General features: G+C 36.7%; 25 protein-coding genes and 1 other annotated feature. Of the genes, 10 read left to right on the top strand and 15 right to left on the bottom strand.

Annotated features, from left to right (window positions below):
• Positions 1–25: 25 nt before the first annotated feature.
• The 3 genes from AC2CGR_RS14390 to AC2CGR_RS14380 all read right to left on the bottom strand — a co-directional run bounded on the left by AC2CGR_RS14390 (position 26) and on the right by AC2CGR_RS14380 (position 978).
• Entirely contained in the window at positions 26–349 is a 324-nt protein-coding gene (locus AC2CGR_RS14390; RefSeq protein WP_087968339.1) for a hypothetical protein, read from the bottom strand.
• Positions 350–369: 20 nt separating this feature from the next.
• Positions 370–594 carry a spore germination protein gene (locus AC2CGR_RS14385; protein WP_065222703.1) on the bottom strand — a complete coding sequence of 75 codons (225 nt, stop codon included), beginning with the start codon at positions 592–594 and terminating at the stop codon, positions 370–372.
• Positions 595–672: 78 nt separating this feature from the next.
• Positions 673–978 (bottom strand): rhodanese-like domain-containing protein, encoded by a 306-nt coding sequence (locus AC2CGR_RS14380; RefSeq protein WP_029440180.1) that lies wholly within the window; start codon positions 976–978, stop codon positions 673–675.
• 198 nt (positions 979–1176) lie between these two features.
• Between AC2CGR_RS14380 and AC2CGR_RS14375 the strand changes: the two genes are divergently transcribed.
• The gene (locus AC2CGR_RS14375; RefSeq protein WP_000171883.1) at positions 1177–1359 is read left to right on the top strand and encodes a hypothetical protein; all 183 of its coding nucleotides are present in this window, start codon (positions 1177–1179) and stop codon (positions 1357–1359) included.
• A 49-nt stretch (positions 1360–1408) separates the two neighbouring features.
• Here AC2CGR_RS14375 and AC2CGR_RS14370 read toward each other — a convergent pair whose 3' ends face one another.
• Positions 1409–2533, bottom strand: coding sequence for a homoserine O-acetyltransferase family protein (locus tag AC2CGR_RS14370; RefSeq protein WP_131100884.1), 1125 nt, complete (start codon positions 2531–2533; stop codon positions 1409–1411).
• Positions 2534–2685: 152 nt separating this feature from the next.
• On the opposite strand from AC2CGR_RS14370, the gene AC2CGR_RS14365 reads away from it, so the two are divergent.
• The 5 genes from AC2CGR_RS14365 to AC2CGR_RS14345 all read left to right on the top strand — a co-directional run bounded on the left by AC2CGR_RS14365 (position 2686) and on the right by AC2CGR_RS14345 (position 7870).
• A complete protein-coding gene (locus AC2CGR_RS14365; RefSeq protein ID WP_484480951.1) occupies positions 2686–4800 on the top strand; it encodes a spore germination protein in 2115 nt (704 codons plus the stop codon).
• A 16-nt stretch (positions 4801–4816) separates the two neighbouring features.
• Complete coding sequence (locus AC2CGR_RS14360) at positions 4817–5917, top strand: spore germination protein (protein WP_071715875.1); 1101 nt, start codon at positions 4817–4819, stop codon at positions 5915–5917.
• Positions 5887–6972 carry a spore germination protein GerHC gene (gene gerHC / locus AC2CGR_RS14355; protein WP_071715874.1) on the top strand — a complete coding sequence of 362 codons (1086 nt, stop codon included), beginning with the start codon at positions 5887–5889 and terminating at the stop codon, positions 6970–6972. Before AC2CGR_RS14360 ends, gerHC begins: the two co-directional genes overlap by 31 nt.
• A 90-nt stretch (positions 6973–7062) precedes the next feature.
• Positions 7063–7248 carry a hypothetical protein gene (locus AC2CGR_RS14350; protein WP_000038782.1) on the top strand — a complete coding sequence of 62 codons (186 nt, stop codon included), beginning with the start codon at positions 7063–7065 and terminating at the stop codon, positions 7246–7248.
• 199 nt (positions 7249–7447) lie between these two features.
• Complete coding sequence (locus tag AC2CGR_RS14345) at positions 7448–7870, top strand: pyrophosphohydrolase domain-containing protein (RefSeq protein ID WP_000180554.1); 423 nt, start codon at positions 7448–7450, stop codon at positions 7868–7870.
• Positions 7871–7914: 44 nt separating this feature from the next.
• On the opposite strand, the gene AC2CGR_RS14340 is transcribed toward AC2CGR_RS14345, so the two are convergent.
• From AC2CGR_RS14340 to AC2CGR_RS14290, 11 genes are all read right to left on the bottom strand, one after another.
• Positions 7915–8850: a hypothetical protein gene (locus AC2CGR_RS14340; RefSeq protein WP_131102654.1), complete on the bottom strand. Its 936-nt coding sequence runs from the start codon at positions 8848–8850 to the stop codon at positions 7915–7917.
• 203 nt (positions 8851–9053) lie between these two features.
• Positions 9054–11462 (bottom strand): leucine--tRNA ligase, encoded by a 2409-nt coding sequence (gene leuS / locus AC2CGR_RS14335; RefSeq protein WP_029440187.1) that lies wholly within the window; start codon positions 11460–11462, stop codon positions 9054–9056.
• A gap of 65 nt (positions 11463–11527) precedes the next feature.
• Positions 11528–11747: a binding site (T-box leader), on the bottom strand.
• Between the two features lie 188 nt (positions 11748–11935).
• Positions 11936–13129, bottom strand: coding sequence for an MDR family MFS transporter (locus tag AC2CGR_RS14330; protein ID WP_484480950.1), 1194 nt, complete (start codon positions 13127–13129; stop codon positions 11936–11938).
• Positions 13130–13436: 307 nt separating this feature from the next.
• Positions 13437–14660 carry a cation:proton antiporter gene (locus AC2CGR_RS14325; protein WP_087966539.1) on the bottom strand — a complete coding sequence of 408 codons (1224 nt, stop codon included), beginning with the start codon at positions 14658–14660 and terminating at the stop codon, positions 13437–13439.
• Between the two features lie 3 nt (positions 14661–14663).
• Positions 14664–15161 (bottom strand): cation:proton antiporter regulatory subunit, encoded by a 498-nt coding sequence (locus AC2CGR_RS14320; protein WP_001026046.1) that lies wholly within the window; start codon positions 15159–15161, stop codon positions 14664–14666.
• A gap of 34 nt (positions 15162–15195) precedes the next feature.
• On the bottom strand, positions 15196–15762 hold the full coding sequence (locus tag AC2CGR_RS14315) for a tyrosine-type recombinase/integrase (RefSeq protein WP_071715870.1): 567 nt from the start codon (positions 15760–15762) through the stop codon (positions 15196–15198).
• Between the two features lie 330 nt (positions 15763–16092).
• Complete coding sequence (locus AC2CGR_RS14310) at positions 16093–17952, bottom strand: FtsX-like permease family protein (protein WP_071715869.1); 1860 nt, start codon at positions 17950–17952, stop codon at positions 16093–16095.
• Between the two features lie 17 nt (positions 17953–17969).
• Positions 17970–18731 (bottom strand): ABC transporter ATP-binding protein, encoded by a 762-nt coding sequence (locus AC2CGR_RS14305; RefSeq protein WP_071715868.1) that lies wholly within the window; start codon positions 18729–18731, stop codon positions 17970–17972.
• Between the two features lie 377 nt (positions 18732–19108).
• On the bottom strand, positions 19109–20131 hold the full coding sequence (locus AC2CGR_RS14300; protein ID WP_087966542.1) for a DUF418 domain-containing protein: 1023 nt from the start codon (positions 20129–20131) through the stop codon (positions 19109–19111).
• Between the two features lie 136 nt (positions 20132–20267).
• On the bottom strand, positions 20268–20417 hold the full coding sequence (locus AC2CGR_RS14295; RefSeq protein WP_001129344.1) for a hypothetical protein: 150 nt from the start codon (positions 20415–20417) through the stop codon (positions 20268–20270).
• Between the two features lie 15 nt (positions 20418–20432).
• Positions 20433–20696 (bottom strand): YtzC family protein, encoded by a 264-nt coding sequence (locus tag AC2CGR_RS14290; protein WP_000840865.1) that lies wholly within the window; start codon positions 20694–20696, stop codon positions 20433–20435.
• A 111-nt stretch (positions 20697–20807) separates the two neighbouring features.
• Between AC2CGR_RS14290 and mnmL the strand changes: the two genes are divergently transcribed.
• The 4 genes from mnmL (at position 20808) to AC2CGR_RS14270 (ending at position 24131) form a co-directional block, all read left to right on the top strand.
• On the top strand, positions 20808–21767 hold the full coding sequence (gene mnmL / locus AC2CGR_RS14285; RefSeq protein ID WP_484480949.1) for a tRNA modification radical SAM protein MnmL/YtqA: 960 nt from the start codon (positions 20808–20810) through the stop codon (positions 21765–21767).
• A complete protein-coding gene (gene mnmM / locus AC2CGR_RS14280; RefSeq protein WP_131100893.1) occupies positions 21764–22336 on the top strand; it encodes a tRNA 5-(aminomethyl)-2-thiouridylate-methyltransferase MnmM in 573 nt (190 codons plus the stop codon). The genes mnmL and mnmM overlap by 4 nt, the downstream gene beginning before the upstream one ends.
• A 262-nt stretch (positions 22337–22598) precedes the next feature.
• Positions 22599–23432 (top strand): ABC transporter ATP-binding protein, encoded by an 834-nt coding sequence (locus tag AC2CGR_RS14275; protein ID WP_087966548.1) that lies wholly within the window; start codon positions 22599–22601, stop codon positions 23430–23432.
• 18 nt (positions 23433–23450) lie between these two features.
• Positions 23451–24131, top strand: a complete 681-nt coding sequence (locus AC2CGR_RS14270) for a hypothetical protein (RefSeq protein ID WP_048529494.1) — start codon at positions 23451–23453, stop codon at positions 24129–24131.
• The last annotated feature ends 6 nt before the right edge of the window (positions 24132–24137 follow it).

Here is a 24137-nt window from a genome sequence, read left to right as displayed (position 1 = left end):
AAATAATAAAAACTCCCTTAATTCCTTAAGGGAGTCCAGCAACTGAATCCATATTATCTGTATTAGGGACAGCTTGTGCTATACCCGATGCATTTACACTTTGCCCCATATTTGTTCCTGTTACAGTACCAGCAGGAGTACCTCTTGTATATGTTGTCGTCACCGAATCACCTGGCTGTAAACATAGCTTCGTCTCCGTTCCTATTACTGTAACAACATCAATCCAAGTGCATCCCATTGAACCACTATACGATTTCGTAGCAGTAAATGAAGTATCACTCAAATTATCACCGGTAAATATATTCCCAGTATTATTCACAATAACAAACTCTTTTATATGAGCAGGCATAATTACACTCTACCTTTCCTCTATGAACCTAATGTACGTGTACTCGTTGCTAATGGCGGAAGAAACACCGATGTTCGAATTACCGCTTCCGGCTGTCTTTTCCCATTTAAAAAAATAGCCGCACTCGATCCTCCAGCACCTGCATATACTTTTGCTACAGCTAAAGGTGAGATATTATAACAATCTCCGACATTAACAGCCCCTGTATTATTTATAATTTTTACTTTCCGCAAGTTAATCCCCATTTACCTATCCCCCTTTTGTACACTGTATGCAAAAGAAAAAAACTTGAAACAAACACGTTTCAAGTTTTTTTAAGCTACTTATTTCGTTTCTCCTTCATATTGAAGCATACCGCCAACCATGTTCACTGTTTTAAAGCCTTGCTCATTTAAATAATGACACACATTTTCACTGCGCATTCCCGAACGGCAAATAAAGATATATTCATTCTCTTTATCAAAGAAATCTACTTTATTTGGGATATCGCCCATTTTAATATGTACAGCTTCTGGAATTTTCCCTGTTGCTACTTCTTCATCTTCCCTTACGTCTACTAAAAATAACGTTTCTCCTTTTTCTAAACGCTCTTGCACTTCTTCTGTAGTAATTGTTTTAACTTCTGTCATATGTTGTTCCTCCTTATATAAAATAAAATCTTTAGTTTCTTTTTTAACGAACATTCTCTATCAATTTTAGCACGCGAAAGAAAGAACGCAAAGAATCGAAAAACTATTTCTCAATTTTCTCGCAAAACTTATTCTTTACAAACATAACTCTTGCATTGTATCCTCAATATACTTGTTTTATGAAAGGAGCCAATGAAAATGACACTTTTCCTTTTCATTATGGGCATCATTTTCTTAATCGCTGCAATTATTGCACTTAGTATGAAAAATAATAGAAAGATAAAATCACCACAAGAAATGTCATTCTTATTTCTATTACTTAGTATAGCTTTCTTCGGTATAGCAATTGCCACATATATTTTCCGCCTACAAATCATGTAATAAAAGGTGCCTACTACATACATTGCACCTTTTTCAAATCATTTATTTTCTACACAAAACTAGACACTTTCCGATTTAAAAATTCATAAACTTTCTTTTCAAATAAATGAATATTAAATGCTCCCGCCATATGCCCATTTATACTTTCTATCTCATATACTTCCGCATACTTCCCTTGTTTTTGCAACATGTCTACCATTTTATAATTATAACGTGACGGCTGAAGCAAATCTTGTTTACACGGAATCATAAGTACATTTGCTTCTATATTAGACAGTGCCTCTTCTAAAGACGAAAATCCATGCGCAATATCATGTAATAAAACTGCTTTCGCAGTGTATATCCATGAATTTGCATCTACTAAATCTATACTTCTATTTGTCACTTTGTTAATTTCTTTCTCAAATGATGTTAATGCAGAAAATGTTTCATAAGGTTCTTTCTCTATACTATTACGAGGAAATGTCGTTTCATAAAAATGCTCATCAAACGCGTTCATAAACATCATTCTATTTGCTAAATGAAGCCCCTTCATTGGCTGCACTTCTCCATATTTTCCTCCCTTCCAACTTGGATCCAGCCGGATAGCCTCAATTGCGTTTTGCGCTACATTTACCGATGTAATAATTGGATTTTGCGGGTTCGTAATCACACCAATCATCCGCTCTACCATATGAGGATAATGAACAGCCCATTGCTGCGCAATCATCCCGCCAGCTGACGGTCCCATTACAGCATGTAGCCTTGTGATTCCCATATCTTTTATCAACTCATATTGCATACGAGCTACATCAAGAAATGTAAAAACCGGAAAGTCCATCGCATATTCATCTCCAGTTTCCGGATTAATCGATTTCGGTCCCGTTGTAATTACATAAGGGTTCTTCACCTGCACATTACAAAGATTATCAGTACATATAACAAAGTATTTATTTGTATCAATTGCTTTTCCCTGTCCAATTAAACCATCCCACCAGCCAGACTCCTCATCATGCACTGCATATTTTCCTGCTGCGTGACTAGTTGCACTAAAATAATGACAAACCAAAATCGTATTTGACCGTTCTCTATTTAAAGTACCATACGTCTCATACCCCATTTGAACAGGAATTGTCCTACCATTTTCAAATGTAAACTCCTTTAAAATAAACTTCTCCTTTTTTACTATTTGCACAGACTCGCCCTCTTCTCGTCATAGTATGTACTGCTTACTAAAGGATTTTTTCTATGCAAACCAATCTCCTCCTTCTTTTCATAAATAAATGAATAATATACAAAATTAGCCACAAAATAGCACTATATTACACAATCAAAGAGGGCATACATATGATTTGGAATTGGCTACGTAAGAAAAAAAAATCAAGTACAACAGAGAAAAACGAAACAGATAACTCAGAGCAACAACCGAACAATCAAGAGGATGATAACAAAAAACAGACTAGAAGTATGAAGCATAATAAAGATAGCAATGGCGAGCAAAAAAAAGAAGAGTACAAGGAGTCTTCCCAAGATAAGCAGCAAAACAAATCGAATCAGAATCAGCAACAAAGTGCTAAACAAGACGAATCTTCTCAAGAACAACAGCACCATTCTAAGCAAGACAAATCAGAGCAAGAGCAACAACAACATTCTAAACAAGACAACTCGGAGCAAGATCAACAACAACATTCTAAGCAAGACAAATCAGAGCAGGATCAACAGCAACACTCGAAGCAAGACAAATCAGAGCAAGATCAACAACAACATTCTAAGCAAGACAAATCAGAGCAAGATCAACAGCAACATTCTAAGCAAGACAACTCGGAGCAAGATCAACAGCAACACTCGAAGCAAGACAAATCAGAACAAGGACAACAGCAATATTCTAAGCAAAACGACTCGGGGCAGGATCAACAACAAAGTGCTAAACAAGATGACTCTTCTCAAGGGCAACAGCAGCAAAACTCTAAAGGTAATAGTATTTATGATTTTACGAAACCAGAAAAAGACCGTATCCATTCTCTACAAAATTTAATAGAGAAGCTGAAAAAGTCTAGTGATTTTGTGAATTATCATACATCCGACGACGAAACGATGCCTTATTGGATTTCTTACTATCGTCCTTCGCTTGATGGAGAGAAATTACAAAAATATTTAATGCCTACTCTTTTAGAACGACCTAACGCATCACTAGAAGAGCTGAAGGAACATATTCCGATGAGCGGCATTACAATTACGAACGATTTACAAAAAATTGAGGACATGGTTTTAAAGGGGCATGCGATTGTTCAAGTAAATCAACAAGATCAAAAATGTATGCTCGCAAATATTGCAATTGATAATTATCGTGCGCCAACTCCTCCTTTAAACGAATCGACTGTTATTGGTCCGCAAGAAGGTTTTGTAGAGGATATTGATACAAACATAAATTTAGTACGAAAACGTCTTCCTGTTTTAGATTTACAAACAAAAGAAATGATTGTCGGGGAGTTTTCCAAAACGAAAGTTGTCATGATGTATTTAGACAACCTCGCTGAAAAAGATAATGTAGATTTCCTTGAGGAATCATTACGCGCTCTTGAATATGATCAAATTAATGATAGTGCTTATATACAAGAATTAATGGGTGAAAAATCGATTTTCCCTCTCTATATCAATACAGAACGTACTGATAGAGTTACAAAAGCACTAATTGATGGAAAAATTGCTATTTTTGTGGATGGTTCTCCAAGTGTTCTACTAACACCTGTATCCTATTTCGATTTTTTCATTTCACCTGAAGACTATAACGTCTCTTGGATGTACGCTACATTTTCAAGGATTTTAAGATTAATTGCCGTTCTATTTTCAATTTGCGCTACACCGTTATACGTTGCAGTTTTAAATTATCATTATGAACTCATTCCAAGTGATTTACTTGAAACTTTAATTTTATCAAGGGCACAAGTACCATTCCCACCTTTAATTGAAGCACTCTTTTTAGAACTAGCAATCGACTTACTGAGAGAAGCTGGCGCGAGGTTACCGATGAAAGTCGGTCAAACGCTCGGTATTGTAGGCGGTATCGTAATCGGGCAAGCATCTGTACAAGCTGGTTTAACGAGTAACATTTTATTAATTATCGTTGCCTTATCAGCACTCGCTTCCTTTATTACACCTATTTATAAAATGGGTAATGCGGTTCGATTACTACGCTTCCCGTTTCTCGCATTTGCAGAAATAGGAGGACTTTTCGGGATTTCTCTTGGATTTATCTTTTTATTTACTCATCTATTCAGGCTTACTTCCTTACGTAAGCCATACGCTTTATTTTATCCAACAAGACAACAATCCGTTAAGGACTCTTGGATTCGTTTTCCTTTAACGATGATTGATACAAGGGATGTACAAGCAAGGCCACAACATGTAAAAAAATCAGCAAAAGGAATTTCAACAAAACATAGATCGGACTTTGATGATTAAGAAATGAGGTGCATTGATGAGCAAAGTTCAAGAAAAATATCAAATATCTCCTGTCTTTGTTTTCTTCTTAATTCACGGTGCACAGTTCGGTGCTGGCGTTCTTGGCTTCGCTCGAATCATCGCAAAGGCCGCTGGATACGACGGATGGATGGGCGTTCTAATCACAGGAATCTGTATCCATCTCATTATATGGATGATGTATTTTTTATTAAGGGAAACAAACGGGAATTTAATTGATTTACAAAGACAAACGTTTGGAAAGTGGATAGGGAATGTCTTTAATATCATCTTTGCAGCTTATTTTTTAATCGTCAGTATTTCGGTTATTCGAACGTATGTTGAAATTATTCAAGTATGGATGTTTCCTACCGCTTCCACCTTTATGTTAACACTCTTTTTGTGCTTAGTTAGCTATTACATTATCTCTTCTGGATTTCGTGTCATTACCGGTATTTGCGTCATCTCTGTTGGTGGTACATTAGGATATTTATTTCTAAGCTTATTCGTTTTGAAATATTCACATTGGGATAATTTACTACCTATATTCACACATTCTTTTTCTGACATTTTAAAATCCGCTCAACTGTCAATCTACAGTATGACCGGTTTTGAGATTTACCTCATGGTGTATCCATTTGTGAAAAAACCTATGCAATCTCATAAATACGCTCAGCTTGGAGCACTATTTTCAAATCTTCTATATCTATTTAGCACCCTTTTAGCCTTTGCATTTTTTAGTGAAAAACAATTGTTAAAAACGATATGGGCCCAACTTTCTATGACCCAAGTCATTCAATTACCATTTATAGAAAGACTCGAATATATTGCAATTTCAGGCTATGCACTCGTTATCATTTCAAGTTTTATTCTCCCTTTATGGGCGTCAATGAGAGCAACTCACGAAATATTCCGCGTAAAACAAAGAGGTGTTTTAATCGCTTTTATCCTTATCACCCTCATTGTTTCGCAACTTTTAACAAACAGACAAGATATTAATAACTTTATTAGTAATGCATCGAAGGTTAGTTTTTGGCTCATTTATGTATACATCCCAATTCTATTTATTATTGTGTGGGTGAAAAGAAAATGGAAAAAATCAAAAGCACAAGCAAATTAATACTTATTTCTTGTATAACATTCTTCAGTCTAACTGGATGTTTACAAAAAAATATTATCGACGATGTACAACTTATTCAAGGAACAGTTTTTGATGCAGCAAAAGATAATAAAGTAAAAGTAACATTCGTTTGTCCCATTCAGAAAAAAGGAAATAAAGTTCAAGTTTTTGAAGGAACTGCAAATGCGGTAAAACAGGTAAAAGCAAACACATCTTTAGAGTCTTCTCAACCTTTTGCTAGCGGGCAAATGCGTGTCGCTCTATATACGATTAGACTTGCAAAAAAAGGAATGTCTACTTCATTCGATACATTACTTCGAGATGTAAACATAGGGAACGCTTTATATGTTGGTTTATTAGAAGGGAATGGTACTGAACTTTTAAAAGGCAAATATTCGACTTCATACAACGTTGCAATTTATATAAAAAAGTTGCTAGAACATAATATGGAGACCGGTCCTTTACCAACTGATAACCTGCATGTAGGAGCATTCCGTTATTATCAAGAAGGGCAAGACTACTATATTCCCATTCTAAAGAAGCATGGTGATAAAATAAAAATTACCGGAATTGGCCTTTTTAAAAAGGATAAATATATTGGTAAAATTGCGGAAAAAGATATGTTCATATTTAAAGGACTATTAGAGAAACATAAATTAGATTCACATGAATTTAAAACAGATTCTGCGTACGTAATGATTAATAATATTCGTTCTGTTCCAACTTACGATATAAAAATTAAAAACGGGAAGCCTTCTTTTTTTATTCACGTTCGTCTTGATGCACGTATTCAAGAACTATCGAAACAAATTAACTTAGAAAATAAAAAGAATACAAAAAATATTGAAAAAGATGTACAAAAACAATTAGATAAACAAGCTGCTAAGTTAATTAAGCAACTTAAATCTTTAAATGTCGATCCTCTCGGACTAGGTGCAAAGTATAAGCAACATTATCGCCCATTCAAATTAGAAGAGTGGAGACAAATGTACAAAGATGTTCCAATTCATATAAAATACACCGTAAATATTACAAATTCTGGTGTAATTGAATGAGAAATGATTGAACTCCTCTCTCCAGCATGATACAACGGAAAGAGGAGTTTTTATTTTAGATAGAGAGAGAAGATATTTATGGGGGAGCTTATGTCTAAAAAATTAGTAAAGCCTATTTTAAATGGTATTTTATTTCTCGGCGTCTTTTTATTTGCTCATACATACTTAAAAAATGTTTCCTTCACACGTTATTTACTTGTCGTTATACCAATGTTGCTCGTTGGTATGTTTGGCATCGACCTTATTTTATCCATTTTAATAAAAGAAGAAAAATAACGAGCAGGGCCGTCCCAAAAGTATTCTGGGATGGCTTTCTTTTATGAATAGGTTATGTTATGTTTTGCCGTTAAATCGATATAACCTTTTACTATCACTATCTTAACTAAAAGATAAAACTTTTAGACAGTCCCTTTTCATTTCATAATCACCCTATGTTACAATGAGATTCGGACAAAGCGAGAAAGGATGAAACAACATGACAAACGAAAAAGGTTTAGATAAAGGGTACGAACTTGTTGCGAAAATGCATGAAGTATTCGGACATCCTGTGACAAATACTCCAACAAAATTAACAGAAGAACGTGCAAAAATCCGTGCGAGTTTTATGCAAGAAGAGCTAGAAGAATTTCTAGAAGCAACGACTGTTGAAGATCAATACGATGCACTAATTGACCTTATTTACTTTGCATTCGGCACGTTTGCCGAAATGGGCGTACGTCCTGATAAAGGATTCGAAATTGTAAATAACGCAAACATGGCAAAACTATTCCCGGACGGGAAACCTCGATTCCGCGAAGGCGACGGCAAAATTCTAAAACCTGAAGGCTGGCAAGCACCAGAACCACAACTTCGTGCTGAAATCGAACGTCAGCGCCAAGAAGCTGAAAAAAACTGCTAGGATTTCCTAGCAGTTTTTTATTATGTCTTTTTTTCTACAATTCATTAATGACCCACGTGTCCCGCGTGTCCTGCTGCTCCACCAATACTAGCCGCTCCTGCCGCTGCCCCTCCTCCTCCTGCTCCAATTCCACCTGTCCAAGGCGAAGATTGTTGTTGTTGATACTGTTGGTATTGTTGGTGTTGTTGGTGTTGTTGGCCGTGATGACCTTGATGGCCATGTTGACCTTGGTGGCCATGTTGACCTTGGTGGCCGTGGTGTCCATGTTGACCATGTTGACCTTGGTGGCCTTGATGGTGATGATGGCCATGTTGACCTTGGTGACCGTGGTGACCATGTTGCCCCTGATGAGTTTGATAAAGAACAGCCTGTGGATGTATATGATGGTGGCCGTGGTGATGTACTTGTTGTTGATGATGGCCATGTTGACCGTGGTGACCTTGGTGGTGGTGATGGCCATGTTGACCTTGATGATGGTGTCCATGATGATCATGTTGACCTTGATGATGATGGTGTCCATGATGACCGTGGTGGCCTTGATGGTGATGATGGCCATGTTGACCGTGGTGGCCTTGATGGTGATGATGGCCATGTTGACCGTAAAAACCTTGTGGATAACCACCTACTCCACCTGCCACAACACCTACTCCTGGTACCGGAAATCCTGTTTGTACTCCTCCAACGAAAGATGGGAATGTAGTTGGTACTCCTACTGGTACTCCTCCCGCTGCTCCGCCAACAAATGTCGGGATTCCTGTTTGCACTCCAGCTACCGATGATGGAAATCCTCCTGTTAATGTGGGAGTTCCAGTTTGTACCCCAGCTACTGATGTTGAAAAACCTCCAGGTGCTCCGCCCATCCAGCTCGGAATTCCACCGTACCCTTGTTGGCCAGCTCCTCCCATTAACATCATTTGTTCATAACTATCCGAACCACCTCCGAAAAATCCGTGTGGTGCATTATTGTCCATCCCTTTCATTCCTTTCACCTCTTCTACTCAATTTAGCCTACCTTTTTTATCATATTTCCTATAGAAAAATAGGTGTTTGTCTGTATTGGAATTCCGCTCTTTTATTTGTACGTAGTGGAATAATTGAAAACTTAAACTAAGGTGATCCAGAAATGATTTTCTACATGAAAAGGCTCAGAGTATACATACTCTGAGCTTTCATTTAGAATACATTAGTTTGCAACAACGTTAACAAGTTTTCCAGGAACTACAATTACTTTACGAACTGTTTTCCCTTCAATTTGGTCTTGAATTGCTTCAAGTGCAAGTTTTTCCATTTCATCTTTTGATGCGTCTTTACTCATTGTTAGTTTTGCGCGAACTTTACCCATAACTTGAACAACGATTTCAACTTCATCTTCTACAAGTTTAGACTCATCAAATGTTGGCCAGCTTGCATATGTGATTGTTTCATTGTATCCAAGTTTGCTCCATAGTTCTTCCCCAATGTGAGGTGCAACTGGTGCAATCATTTTTACGAAACCTTCTACATATTCTTTCGGAAGTGTTTCAGCTTTGTATGCATCGTTGATGAATACCATCATTTGAGAAATCGCTGTGTTGAAGCGAAGCTCTGCATAGTCTTCTGTTACTTTCTTCACTGTTTGGTGGTAAGCTTTTTCAAGCTCTTTATTTGGTGCATCAGTAATTTTCTCACTTAATTCACCGTTATCTTGAACGAATAGACGCCATACGCGGTCTAGGAAACGACGAGCTCCGTCAAGACCATTTTCAGACCAAGCGATTGAAGCATCTAATGGTCCCATGAACATTTCGTATAGACGAAGTGTATCTGCACCGTGGCTTGCTACAATATCATCAGGGTTTACAACGTTACCTTTTGATTTACTCATTTTCTCGTTGTTTTCACCTAAAATCATACCTTGGTTGAATAATTGTTGGAACGGTTCTTTCGTTGGAACTACACCAATATCGTATAATACTTTATGCCAGAAACGAGCATATAGTAAGTGAAGTACAGCGTGTTCTGCACCACCGATATAAATATCAACTGGAAGCCATTGTTTTACTTTTTCAGGATCTACAAGTGCTTCGCTGTTGTTTGGATCGATGTAACGTAAGTAATACCAGCAGCTACCAGCCCATTGTGGCATTGTGTTCGTTTCACGACGACCTTTTTTACCAGTCTCAGGATCAACAACATTTACCCACTCGTCAATGTTAGCAAGTGGTGATTCACCTGTACCTGAAGGACGGATGTTTTCTGTTTTCGGAAGAACTAATGGTAATTCTTCTTCTTTCACAGCTGTCATTGTGCCATCTTCCCAGTGAATAACTGGAATTGGCTCACCCCAGTAACGTTGACGGCTGAATAACCAGTCACGTAGACGGTATGTTACTTTTTGATTTCCTGCGCTCGTTACTTCAAGCCATTCAATCATTTTTGCGATTGCTTCTTCTTTATTTAAGCCATCAAGGAATGCTGAGTTTACGTGTGCACCATCACCTGTGTATGCTTCTTTCGTAATGTCTCCGCCTTTTACAACTTCCTTCATTGGAAGATTGAATGTTGATGCGAATTCATAGTCACGCTCATCATGAGCTGGAACTGCCATTACAGCACCTGTTCCGTAAGTTGCAAGAACGTAATCAGCGATCCAGATTGGTAATTTCTCACCATTTACTGGGTTAACTGCGTAAGCACCAGTGAATACACCAGTTTTCTCTTTCGCAAGTTCTGTACGCTCTAAATCACTCTTCATTTTTACAGAATTAATGTAAGCTTCTACAGCTTCTTTTTGTTCAGCAGTTGTAATATCAGCAACAAGTGCATGTTCCGGAGCAAGTACACAGTAGCTTGCACCGAATAATGTATCAGGACGCGTTGTGAAAACTGTGAATTTCTCGTCTGTACCGTCGATGTTGAAGTGTACTTCTGCACCTTCAGAACGACCGATCCAGTTACGTTGCATATCTTTTAAGCTTTCTGGCCAATCAAGCTCATCTAGATCTTCTAATAGACGATCTCCGTAAGCTGTAATTTTTAACATCCACTGTCTCATCGGACGACGCTCAACTGGATGTCCACCGCGCTCACTCTTACCATCGATGATTTCTTCGTTTGCAAGTACTGTACCAAGTGCTGGGCACCAGTTTACAGGTACTTCATCAACATAAGCTAAGCCTTTTTCAAATAGTTTTAGGAAGATCCATTGTGTCCACTTGTAGTAGTTTGGATCTGTTGTATTTACTTCACGGTCCCAATCGTAAGAGAAACCTAATGATTTAATTTGATTACGGAATGTATTAATATTATGCTCTGTAAATTCAGCTGGGCTGTTTCCAGTATCAAGTGCATATTGCTCTGCTGGAAGACCGAATGCATCCCATCCCATTGGATGAAGAACGTTATATCCTTGCATACGCTTCATACGAGATAAAATATCCGTCGCTGTATAACCTTCTGGATGTCCTACGTGTAAGCCTGCACCTGATGGATATGGGAACATATCTAGTGCATAAAATTTTGGTTTTTCTGTCTCATCTGGCGTACGGAATGTTTTATTCTCTTCCCAGTACCCTTGCCACTTCTTCTCAATTTCTTGATGATTAAAGCTCATGAGATACCCTCCTTGAAATTCTATTTATTTTCACCGCCCAAAATACAAAAAACCTCTCATCCCTAGAAAGGGACGAGAGGTTATAGATTCCCGCGGTACCACCCTAAATTAATGTACAAATATACATTCGCTTAGATCCGTAACGTGGATTAACGGCAATTGCTACTATTAGTTTCACAACTGCAACTCAAAGGCGAGTTCATAACGAAACGTGGATTGACTTGCACCGACCGTCAACTCTCTAAACCAGCTTCTATTACTACTACTCCTTCTCACTGTTATTACACATATGAGTTAATTTGAACTACCCTCCACTTCGTATCTCTAAAGAGCTTACTTAAAGCGGGGCTTCTCGGTTAATCGTTACTTTTAATCACTAACGAATTCGTCTTAAGACAGCCGAGCTATCTCCCTTGTTCTAAAGGTTGTTTTATTTAAATATATTCTAAAACATGTGAACATGTTCCGTCAAACTAAACTGCAATTTTTTCTTCAACTGTTTCTTCTACTTTTACTCGTTTATCATAAATACTCGTTGCTATAAGCGCTACTACAAGCATTACCATGATTGCTATAAACAATACTTCCATATTGTATAAATCAACAATTGCTCCGCCAACGACCGGCCCGAACATTTTCCCTACAGTCGCTGCACTATTTACGACCCCTTGATAAAATCCTAATTTATCTTTTGGTGCAAGTATATTTGCAATCGTCGGAACCGCTGGCCATACGAATAATTCACCGATTGTTAATGTTACCATCGCAACGAGGAACATCGTAAATTGCTGCGCTTGACTTAATACAATGAATGAAGCCGCAAAAATGATGATTCCGATCATAATTTGTTGTTTTAAAGAACGCTTCATCCAGCGAATTAGCATACTAACTAGCGGCTGCGCACAAACAATCATCGCTCCGTTTATCGTCCATAATAAACTATAGTGACGAAGACTAATGTTTAATTCTTGCATATGTGTTGCAATCGCTCCTTGCCACTGTACGTATGTAACCCAGCATAAAGCATATGCTACACATACGATAAGAAGTGCTTTGAATCCAGGTGTAAGCGACCAACCTTTTTTCGGTTCAACCTCTTTTTGCACTCCTGGCTCTTTCTTGTCTTCCATACCACGGAATCCAATAAAAGCAATTAAGAAGAAAACAAAGTATAAAATAAAGTTCGCTAAGAAAATATAATCAAAACGATACGATGCAACTAATCCACCACATGCTGTTCCAATCGCAATACCAACGTTTTGTCCAACATACATCGCATTAAATGCTCGTCTTCCGCCCTCTGGCCAAACCGTACCAACCATTGCATACATCGATGGGAAGACCATTCCAGAACCAAAACCGATTAACGCTAGCCACACAACGTATAAAGGCCAACCGTGGAAGAACACAAGACCTAAAATCGATACGAGTGTAATCACAATCCCTACTAAAGTTGATTTATAACCGCCCCATTTATCAAATAAAACACCGCCGAGCAAGTTTCCGATTACACCAGTAAGCGAGTTGATCATTAATACCATTCCGGCCACAGATAAAGATTTCCCTAGATGATCATGCAAATAAATTGTATTAAAAGGCCATAAAAAAGAAGCACCCGTGACATTAATAATCATCCCAGCTACTAATAGCCATACTTTCCTTGGCATAGTTTCCCCTCCTATTCTATTTTTTTCGTTCATCTATAACAGTAAAATTGTAGTCGTTTTTAAATAGGAAGGCAACTGATTAATAGTTGATGAAATTCAGATAATAGAATGTCGGTAAATAAAATTATATTGGTTGCTTCTTGGATTATATCGGCGCAACCCGAAATATATCAGCGATTATCAAAATATATCGGCGCAACTAAAAATATATTAGCGATTATTAGAATATATCGACTTACCGACAAAAAGCGACAACAGTAACAATATATAAAGAGGCTGCATGAAGTTCATGCAGCCTCTTTATATATTACCCAACTTCTTTTTCTCGCTTTGCACGTTCTTTAGCACTCCATTTAAATATTTTATCTAGTAAGGAGTATATCCTCCCAGATTCTTTCGTTAACAAAGGTCCTAACGATGCTAATATTAAAACGTACAGTGCAGAGAACGGTTTGATTGTTGCTAGTAAGCCACCCGCAATGCCGATATTAGCAACAATAATGGAGAACTCTCCGCGTGATACAAGTGTTAAACCGATATTCGTAGAAGCCTTATGCGATAACCCGGCTTTACGTCCCGCCATCATTCCAGCTGTAAAATTACCGATGAGTGTAATGAGCACTGCTCCTAATGCCAACCAAACTGCTCCTCCAAGTGAAAACGGATCTATGCTTAAACCGAAGCTGAAAAAGAATATAGCTCCAAAGAAATCACGGAATGGGACGACGAGCTTCTCAATCCGATCACTATGCTCTGTTTCAGAAAAGACGAGTCCTAATAATAACGCTCCAATTGCCTCAGCAACATGAATCGTTTCTGAAAATCCTGCTACGAAGAATAAAATAGCAAATATTACGATAATAAAAATTTCATTTGACGAAATATCTAATATTTTATTTAAGAACGACGTAGCTTTTCTAGCAATTACAAAGAATAGTAGCATATACCCTACTGCGATTAACACCGATGTAAGTGCACCCACAAATGATGTTGCACCACCGAGTACTAATCCTGAAACGACTGATAAATATACAGCTAAAAAAATATCATCAAACATAATGATTCCTAATATTAATTCAGTCTCTTTATTACCAGATCTTCTTAAATCAACAATTACTTTTGCAACAATTGCACTCGATGAAATTGTAATAATTCCAGCAATAATTAACGTCTCTAATAAGGGGAAGCCCATCACATATCCATAAAGCAAACCTAATATGAAATTAAGTGATATGTGGACAGTCCCCCCGAAAGCAATTGATTTTCCTGATTTAATTAATTTTTTTATTGAGAATTCTAAGCCTAAATAGAATAGGAGGAATATGACGCCAACACGGCCGAGGAAGGAAATAACTTCTCCGCTTTCAATAAACCTTAAATCGATAAGTCCTAAGTCAGGGGCATGAGGCCCCACTAACATACCGAGTATAATGAGAAACGGAATAATCGAGAACTTTAACTTTGCAGCGAGGATAGCTGCAAAAGCTACTAATACTAACGCAGTTCCAACTTCAAAGATTAAAGTATCCATCGATTATGAATCACCTCCTGATGAAAGCAATTCATTAATAATTCTTTTCACTTCATGCCTTTCACCCGATAACACGAGCATATCGCCAGCTTCAATAATAGAGTCTGGACCTGGATTAAAGAATTTCTTCATATTCTTTTTTAAAATAGCAATAATCGTTACGTTATATGTTTTTCTAACATGTAAGCTACCAATTGTTTTTTGTACGACTGGTGCATGATTCTCCACCTTAAACCATTCAATTGATAATCCTTCAAAAGCCATCTCAATTGTGTCTAAAGCTTGCGGTCTATATACCATTCCGCCTAATATAGCCGCAATTTGTCTCGCTTCAGAATCACGAAGAGAAATGCTTGAAATACTTTCATCATGATCTGCATCAAAATGATACATTTCTCTTCGGCCATCATCATGAATAACGATAACCATTTTTTCATTACCTTTTGTTATAACTTCAAATTTACATCCAATGCCCGGTAGTTCACTCTCTCTAATATTCATAATTTCCGCCTCCTAAAGTTTTTAGTTACGGCTTTTACAAATCTACATCAATCTCAGTTTTAAACTTCTCATCTTTTGAGATTCCTAAATACTTAAGCGTCTCTGATGGAGTCGCGTGATGGAAATGCTTTTGCAATAGTGCAATTGCTATTCCTCTTTTATACGCATGAAATCCAAATGTTTTTCGCATTGAGTTCGTTCCAATCTTTCCAACAATCCCAACCGCTTCCGCTGCGTTATGGATTACACGATACGCTTGTTGGCGCGTAATTGAATTTGTCGTTTTATTAGATTGAAATACATAGTTTTCTCTTTTCACATCAATAGATTGTACATACTCTAAAAGTGCTTCTTTTACTTTTGTATTTAAATAAATATCTTGTTTAAACTTTTCATCTTTCACAGGAAGAGAATAAAACTCTTTAACAGTTCCATCTTCATTTAATACTTCTTCGAATTTCATACTAAGTAGCTCAGTAATCTTTAATCCTGTGTTAATTCCAATAACAAATAAAAGATAATCTCGCTGTGAGTGCTCTTTTAAATACTTTTTCATAGCCTCAATTTGGCTTATATCTTTTAATGCCTCTACAACTTCCATACATGTATTCTCCTCATCTTATGAACGGTAATTTTCTCATCATGTTGTCCATTTTACCTTATCACGCTATGAGATTTCCATGTATTATCCATTATTTTTACAATATACTTTTAGGTTTGGAAATTTATAATTGTGCAAATACAGTAGGGGTAGGAATAATAGGGGGATACAAGTTCAGCCTCTTTCTACAGATTGGATTCCTCCTTTCATTTTCCAGCTGCTTCTACTTTTATATTATGTTACTTATTTACATTATATTATATATTTCAGTAACATTAAAGTGTTTTTTCTGAAAATAATAAAAACCGAGCAGTTTCGCTCGGTTTTTTATTAATCTTCTTTCGGAAGAACAATTCCTTTATACAATTGAACTGTAATGAAGTAATAAATCGTGTAAATAACTACGAAAATTATGATTGGTACCCAAATACGGAAGTACGGATCGATTAAAATAAATCCGAAAATATTCATACCAACTAATACGTGAGCAATACCTACAATTGCTGGGAATAGGAATACTAAGAATAACTCTTTATAAATCGATTTTGTTAATAATTCACGGCGCACTCCAATTTTACGAAGCATTTGATAACGCGTAATATCTTTTGATGCACCTGAAAGAATTTTAAACATGAGACAACTTGCCATCATTGCTAAGAAAGCAATTCCAAGGAAGAATCCCATAAACACTGTTCCGCTCGCAACGCCATAGAACATGTCGTAAGCTTGATATTTACTATCTAATCTTTCAGCTTTTACATTTTTATATTTATCTAGCTGCAACTCGTCAAGTTTTTTCCATTCTTTTTTGTGCGCTTCAAAATCATCTGTTTTTCCAGTAAATACAATTCCTTCTTTACCATTTACAGTATCGTACATTTTTTGATCTACAATTTTAATTGCATGATCTTCATGTACGTAAAATGGCTCGATTGTTCTGAAAGCCTCGTCCCATTCTTGTGGAAGTTCTTTAGCATTCGCATCTTTTTCATTCATTTCTCGAGAAACTGCACCTACTGGCAGGTCCGCTGAAACTTTCTTTGTATTCATTAAATCCTTCATCGACTTCATATTTGACATATCTTTTACTAAAGGACGATTTTTCTCTAAATCTTCTTTTACATAGTAAACGTATTTATTATCAACTTTGTAACGATATTCATTTTTCTCTTTAAATGTAATACCATTTAAAACTTTCTTTTCTTCAGCTGTTGGATTATGAACAACTGAATCGTAAATTACTAAACCATCAACCATTTTTATAACGTTATTTTTAAACGCCATACCACCTGAAATGGCACCGGCTCCAAGAGCAACTAACATCGCTACTGTTGCAAGTACTTTCGTTAAACTATTAATACGGAAATTTAATTGTGCAAATGTAAAAGCGTTAAGCCCTTTTTCACTACGCTTTTTATTACCTTTTAACTTTTTAATAATAACTGGGAGAAGTGATCCAAACAGCATGTAAGTACCAGCTGTCGTTGTAATTAATGCAATAATGATTCCCATTTCTCTTAGTTTTTCCATGTAAATCATTGATGCATAGCCAATTCCTAATAAAATAACCGCAAGGAATGCAACTACACCTGTCATTTTCCCTTTTACCGTAACACGTTCTGTTTGTGCATCTGCATGTACAAGTTGCAGTACAGAAATACGTGATAATTTAATACTGTTCATAATTGCTGATAATACAAATAGTACAAAGAAGAAGATGCAAGTAACAGTCATTGATGGTAAATAAAATGCTTTATAGCCCTTACCAGCAAATTCTAATTGTTTCATTAATAACTGTCCGATGCCTTCTGCAAGGCCTACACCAACTATAATACCAATCGCAAGAGACGCAGCACCTAATACGATTGTTTCGATAAACATAAGTAATGTAACTTTATGCTTTTTTGCTCCTAACATCATATACATACCAAACTCTTTTTGACGAAGAGATAGTAAGAAAGAGTTTGCATACAAAATATAGAAGAACGTTATAATAGCTAGTAAAAATGAACCTGCTTGGAATACAAATCCAATTTGACCAATAGTAGAATTTTCCTTAAGGAAGGCCTCGTTTAACGCTAATGTTTGGAACATATAAAAAATTGAAATGGACATGACAAGACCAACAAGTAAGACGATATAATCTTTCATCTTACTTTTTAGCCCTGACATGGAAAGTTTAAATAACATGCCCTAGACCTCCTTTCTTACGCTTTTTGTGTGCCTAAGTCTGCAAGCACATCTAAAATTTCTTTGTAGAACTCTTCACGTGTACCACCGCGGTGAATTTCTTTATATAGCTCACCATCTTGAATGAATAAAATACGCTGACAGTAACTTGCACTATACGGATCGTGAGTAACCATCATAATAGATACGCCTTGCTCTTTATTTAAGTTTGTCATCGCATCAAGTAAACTCGTCGCATTTTTAGAATCAAGAGCTCCTGTTGGCTCGTCCCCTAAAATAATTGCTGGCTCATGTACTAAAGCGCGCGCTGCTGCTGAACGTTGCTTTTGTCCACCAGATACTTCAGATGGATACTTTTGAAGTATTTCTGTAATTCCTAACATATCCGCTACTTTTTCTACTTTTGGTCCAATATTACGTGATGGAACACCTTGAAGTGAAAGTGGCAATGCAATGTTTTCGTAAATAGATAAGTTCTCTAATAAGTTAAAGTCTTGGAATATGAATCCTAATTTTTGTGAACGGAAATCAGAAAGCTCACCTTGCTTCATTTTTGTAATATCCGTTCCTGCAATTTCAACAACGCCGCCCGTTGCTTTATCAAGCGTTGAAATTACATTTAATAATGTCGTTTTACCAGAACCAGATGGCCCCATAATTCCAACAAACTCACCCTCTTGAATTGAGAATGATACACCTTTTAATGCGTGTGATTGATTCTCACCTTTTTTACCGTACACTTTTTGAACGTTTTTCACGTCTACAACTGGTTTCGTCATATATATCCTCCTACGCTTGTTTTTCCATTACCTATTTTGCGCCTTTTGGAGATGAACTGCTATTTGTTAACATTACAATTACCTTACACTTTTGTAATATAAAAAAGGTGTGCTTGTAAGCTTGGCTTTTACTACTAGTGACATATTGAATCGGTAAATGAAATTATATTGGCGATTTTTCAAATATATCGACCGTAACTCCAAATATATCGGCGATTTTCGAAATATATCGACCGTAACTCCAAATATATCGGCGATTTTCAAAATATATCGACTTATCGACAAAAGCTGACAATAAAAATGAGCTGTTCCACAAAAGGAACAGCCCACTTCTCTCTTTATCCCACTTTAATGGGCCCACTGATTAAAGTTTCACTTTATTTCTTTAAAGGTGTTACCGTCCAATACGTAATAACACGCCAAATCCATTCTAGTGGACCCATTTTAAAGATTTTCATCCAAATTACACTAAATACAATTTGAATTGCATAAATTGCAATACACACATATAACGTCTGCATATAAGTTAAATTTCCTGCAAAGTTACCTACACTTCCTGCGATTAAAATCATTGCAGTTTGACCGATATAATTCGTTAAAGCCATACGACCATAATATTTCAGTGGCGCTAACAATGTTTGAACTGGTTTTAATTGAAGTAGTAAAATTAATGCTCCAACATAGAAAGCTGAAATAATTGGTCCAACTGTAATACCAATTTTTAAAAATTGGCTTGCAGCATCCATTGTTCCATCTTCAGTTTCCATTATCCCATTTATAAATGGTTCAGCAGGAACATGCCCATATTGATACCATACAGCTATGACACTTAAAACAAACATAATACCTGTAAAAATAGCGACTTTCTTTATATTTTGTGTAAGATTTTCAAATACACGATACTGTCCTGCAGCAAGCCCTAATAAAATTAAGCCAAGTGGTAATAGTTCTTTCGCTCCCATTACACTGAAGGTAATTGTCAAAATAAGCCCTAGTACTAGGTTCACTTCTTTTTTCGCCTTATAAAACGGTAAAACAATTAACCCGCAAATTGCGTATAACGCTAGTGCTTCTCCAGGCTGAAACATTTGATGAATCAAACCGAAAATAAATAGTGCAACTAAGCGGCGGAAAAATAAAACATATCCATTTTTGCCCTTTGCAATTGCTCTAGAGATAAAGATATAGAATCCCACTCCAAATAAAAATGAGAAGATTGAGAAGAAACGACCTTCTACAAATAAGTATAAAAACCTTTGATAACTAGCATCCACTGTATTAGGATCTGGAATTTTAATGTTAAGTAGTGCGAGAATATTTACTAAAATAATCCCCAGTAGTGCGAAGCCACGAATGTAATCTAACTCATCAATTCGTTTGTTTGTAATATTGTTCCCCATAAAGCAACTCCTTGTATAAAATTTAATCCTTCCTTACTCTATTGGAGAAAACGGCTCGCAACTATCGACAAACCTTACAGGAATCTTACATTATTGTCATATAGCAAAATAAAACCAGGTCATATTGCGACCTGGTCTACTCTGATTGTTTCGATTTTTGAGGTTGTCCTTTTTTACTGTTACGCTGTTTCACTTGAACAACTGGATCAAGCTCATTCGAAAACTCTGCGTTATGTCCATTTTGCGTTTTTTGCTCTGGGTTATTTTGATCTGAACGTTTCGCCATTACATTCACTCCTTATTAGTGCGGTGTAATAATCATTTGATGTTGCAATTGGCGAATTGCCATACGTGCTCTATTTAATTGCTCACGTTGCTCATCATTCGCATGTTGTTGCATCGTTTGTAAATCGTTATATGCTTGTTCTAATTGTAACTGTGCATCTGAATACTCCATCGTATTGTAATGCTCTTGTCTCATACCAAGATCTAATTGTTCTTTCGCATATTCCACCGCTTGTTCCGCTTGTGTAATATACGATTCAAGTGATTGACGCTCTGCCATAATTGTCCCTCCTTGCTTCAATTCCCCTTTAGTGTGTCCCTTCCATATGAACCTTATGAGTATGTTATAATGGATTTTGTTTCATTTTGACTCGGCTTAGGAGGGAAAGTAATGAAGGTTCAAAACCCTTTTCCATATACAAACGACAATAAACGTTATCATACATGGAATTACCATTTACGAAATGAATTTGGTGAAAAAATCTTTAAAGTTTCATTAGATGCTGGCTTCGATTGTCCGAACCGTGACGGTACAGTTGCTTATGGCGGTTGTACATTTTGCAGTGCTGCTGGATCTGGTGACTTTGCTGGCGATCGCCGCGATGATGTTATAACGCAATATCATGAAATGAAAGAAAAAATGCGCTTAAAGTGGAAAGACGGAAAATGTATCGCTTATTTTCAGGCGTACACAAATACACATGCACCACTTGAAGTGTTAAAAGAAAAATTCGAACCGCTTCTAGTAGAAAAAGACGTTGTCGGTCTTTCTATCGCAACTCGTCCAGATTGTTTACCGGACGATGTCGTTGCATATTTAGCGGACTTAAATAAACGCACGTATCTTTGGGTTGAACTCGGACTACAGACTGTTCATGAACGTACTGCAAACCTTATTAATCGCGCTCATGATTACCCATCTTACGTGGAAGGCGTAAATAAATTACGTAAGCACGGCATTCGAGTTTGCTCTCATATTATTAACGGTCTTCCCCTTGAAGATTATGACATGATGATGGAAACAGCTCGTGAAGTAGCGAAGCTTGACGTACAAGGAATTAAAATTCATTTACTTCATTTATTAAAAGGAACGCCAATGGTGAAGCAATATGAAAAAGGACAACTCGAGTTCCTTTCTCTTGAGGATTACGTAAGTCTCGTTGTTGACCAACTTGAAATAATTCCAGAAGACGTAATTGTGCACCGCATCACAGGTGACGGTCCACCTGATTTAATGATCGGTCCAATGTGGAGCTTAAATAAATGGGAAGTATTAAATTCCATCGATGCAGAATTTGTACGCCGCGGAAGCTGGCAAGGAAAATATGCAAATGAGGAGAAACAACAATGAAATTAGAACGTGTATTACCGTTTGCTCGCACTCTCTTGCAAACGGCAGTAAAAGAAGGCGATTACGCTGTAGATGCAACTTTAGGAAACGGGCATGACACATGCTTCCTAGCTGAAATCGTTGGCGATAACGGAAAAGTATTTGGATTTGATATTCAAAAAGAAGCAATTGAAAGCTCAACAACTCGTCTAAAAGAAAAAGAACTTTTCGAACGTACTGTTTTAGTTCACGATAGTCACGACACGCTTCTATCCTTACTACCAGAAGACGCAAAAGGAAAAGTAACAGGCGCAATTTTCAACTTAGGTTACCTTCCAGGCGGAGACAAGCATATCGTTACAAAACCGAACTCAACAATCTCAGCAATCGAACAATTATTAGAAATAATGGCACCTGAAGGTATCATCGTCCTTGTTATTTACCACGGACATCCAGAAGGACAAGTAGAACGCGACGCTGTTCTCAAATTTGCCGAAGAACTAGATCAAAAACAAGCTCACGTACTACGATATGGCTTCATTAACCAACAAAATAACCCGCCATTTATTGTGGCAATTGAGAAACGATAAAGTGAAACTTTAATCAGTGGAGGGGAATCCCCCACTGATTATTAGTTGAACCAATCGGGCATTTATGGGCAGTTTATCTCCCACCTAACTTCTTTGCTCCACCCGAATTTTAAGGTGGGAGTTTTACTGCCCGTTAATGCGGGGTAATATAGCGACGATTCGACAAAAGATAACAAAAAAAGACGTGCACTCACTGCACGTCTTTTTGTTATTCTCCTATATAATGGATATATACACTATTTAAAGAAAGAAGGATAGAACTTTGCTAGTAGAACTAAGAGGGATTCAAAAGAAGTATGGCAAATCACTTATACTAGACAACATTGATTTATCCATTCCAGAAGGAGAAGCGCTCGCCATTGTTGGCGGGAACGGGACTGGAAAAAGTACTCTACTCAAAATAATTGCAGGCTTTATTTCACCTACGGTAGGGACAATTCAAAGGAAAGAACATATACAAATCGGTTATGTACCTGAACATTTTCCTGAAGGGATTCGTTTTACATTAGAGGATTATCTATTTCATCTCGGCCACATTCACGGTTTATCAACAAAATATGTAAAAGATAAAATTCCGCTGCTTCTTCAATCTTTTCATCTACATCATGCAAGGCATTCCGTTGTACGAAACTTTTCAAAAGGCATGAAACAAAAAACAGGCATTATGCAAGCATTACTTACGGACGTACATTTATTAATTTTAGACGAACCTCTTTCTGGGCTCGATCCGAACTCTCAACAAGAACTAGAACATATTTTACTCTCATTAAAACAACAAGGTATATCTATACTCTTCACATGTCATGAAAAACAACTATTAGAAAACTTCGCCGATAGAATTGTGACGTTAGCAAATCATACAATTGCAGAAAATATCTCTGCACAAAAAGGAGCAGAACAAGTCTATATTGAGGCAATCGTTCCCGAAACATTCTCAGCGATAGAACTACAAAAGCAATCCGGTTTTATACACGTTACACACAATTCAAATCAAAACCTTATTCAATTACAAATCGAAAAAGAATATACAAACGAAATGCTTCAGTTTTTATTACATAAAAAAGCATCTATCACACTGTTACAACCTAATTTTTAAATCGAAAGAAGGTTTATTATGTTCGCGCTTATTCGTTACCATTTTCTCGACTATACAAAATCGTATAAGTACGTCCCTCCTATTGCGATGTACTTTGTGAGCTTACTTTTTGTATATACATATAAACCGACTCCTATTGTACCGACATATTTAGAAACAGCACTTGCGCTTTATTTATTATCTGCCTGGATTACAATCACAATTTTTCATACGGAAGACCCTATACAAGAGCAAATTACTATTTCTCACACAAATAATATTTCCGCACTATATGTTGGTAAATATATTACAGCTCTTCTCATTTGTACTGTGTTATCTTTTATATCCGTACTCTACCCAATTATTTTGCAAATGTTTAATGAAGAAATGACAGTTTCTTTATTTTTAGTCGGATTTCTCGCTCACATGTCTTTCTCTATACTAGGAATTTCAATCGCAACATTATTTACTAGAAATATGATTCAAAAAGCAGGCACTGCTTGGCTTAGCCTTACATTTATATTGCTTATAACGATTGCATCTATCCGGTTTAAAAAAGAGTTACTATGGTTTTTACCACCTGTCGAAAGCTTTCTAATGCTTGGACAATACAAATATAATATACTGACTCACACGCTATGGCTCACAGCTTGGGCTATCGTATATTCATTTTTATTATTTACCTTATTTCTTTTTATCGTTCGCAAAAAACGTTTTTAATTACAT

This window comes from Bacillus sp. LSHTCR4 (assembly GCF_057197025.1).
Note: the sequence above shows the minus strand (reverse complement) of the source record. Positions and strands in the feature narration are given on the sequence as shown.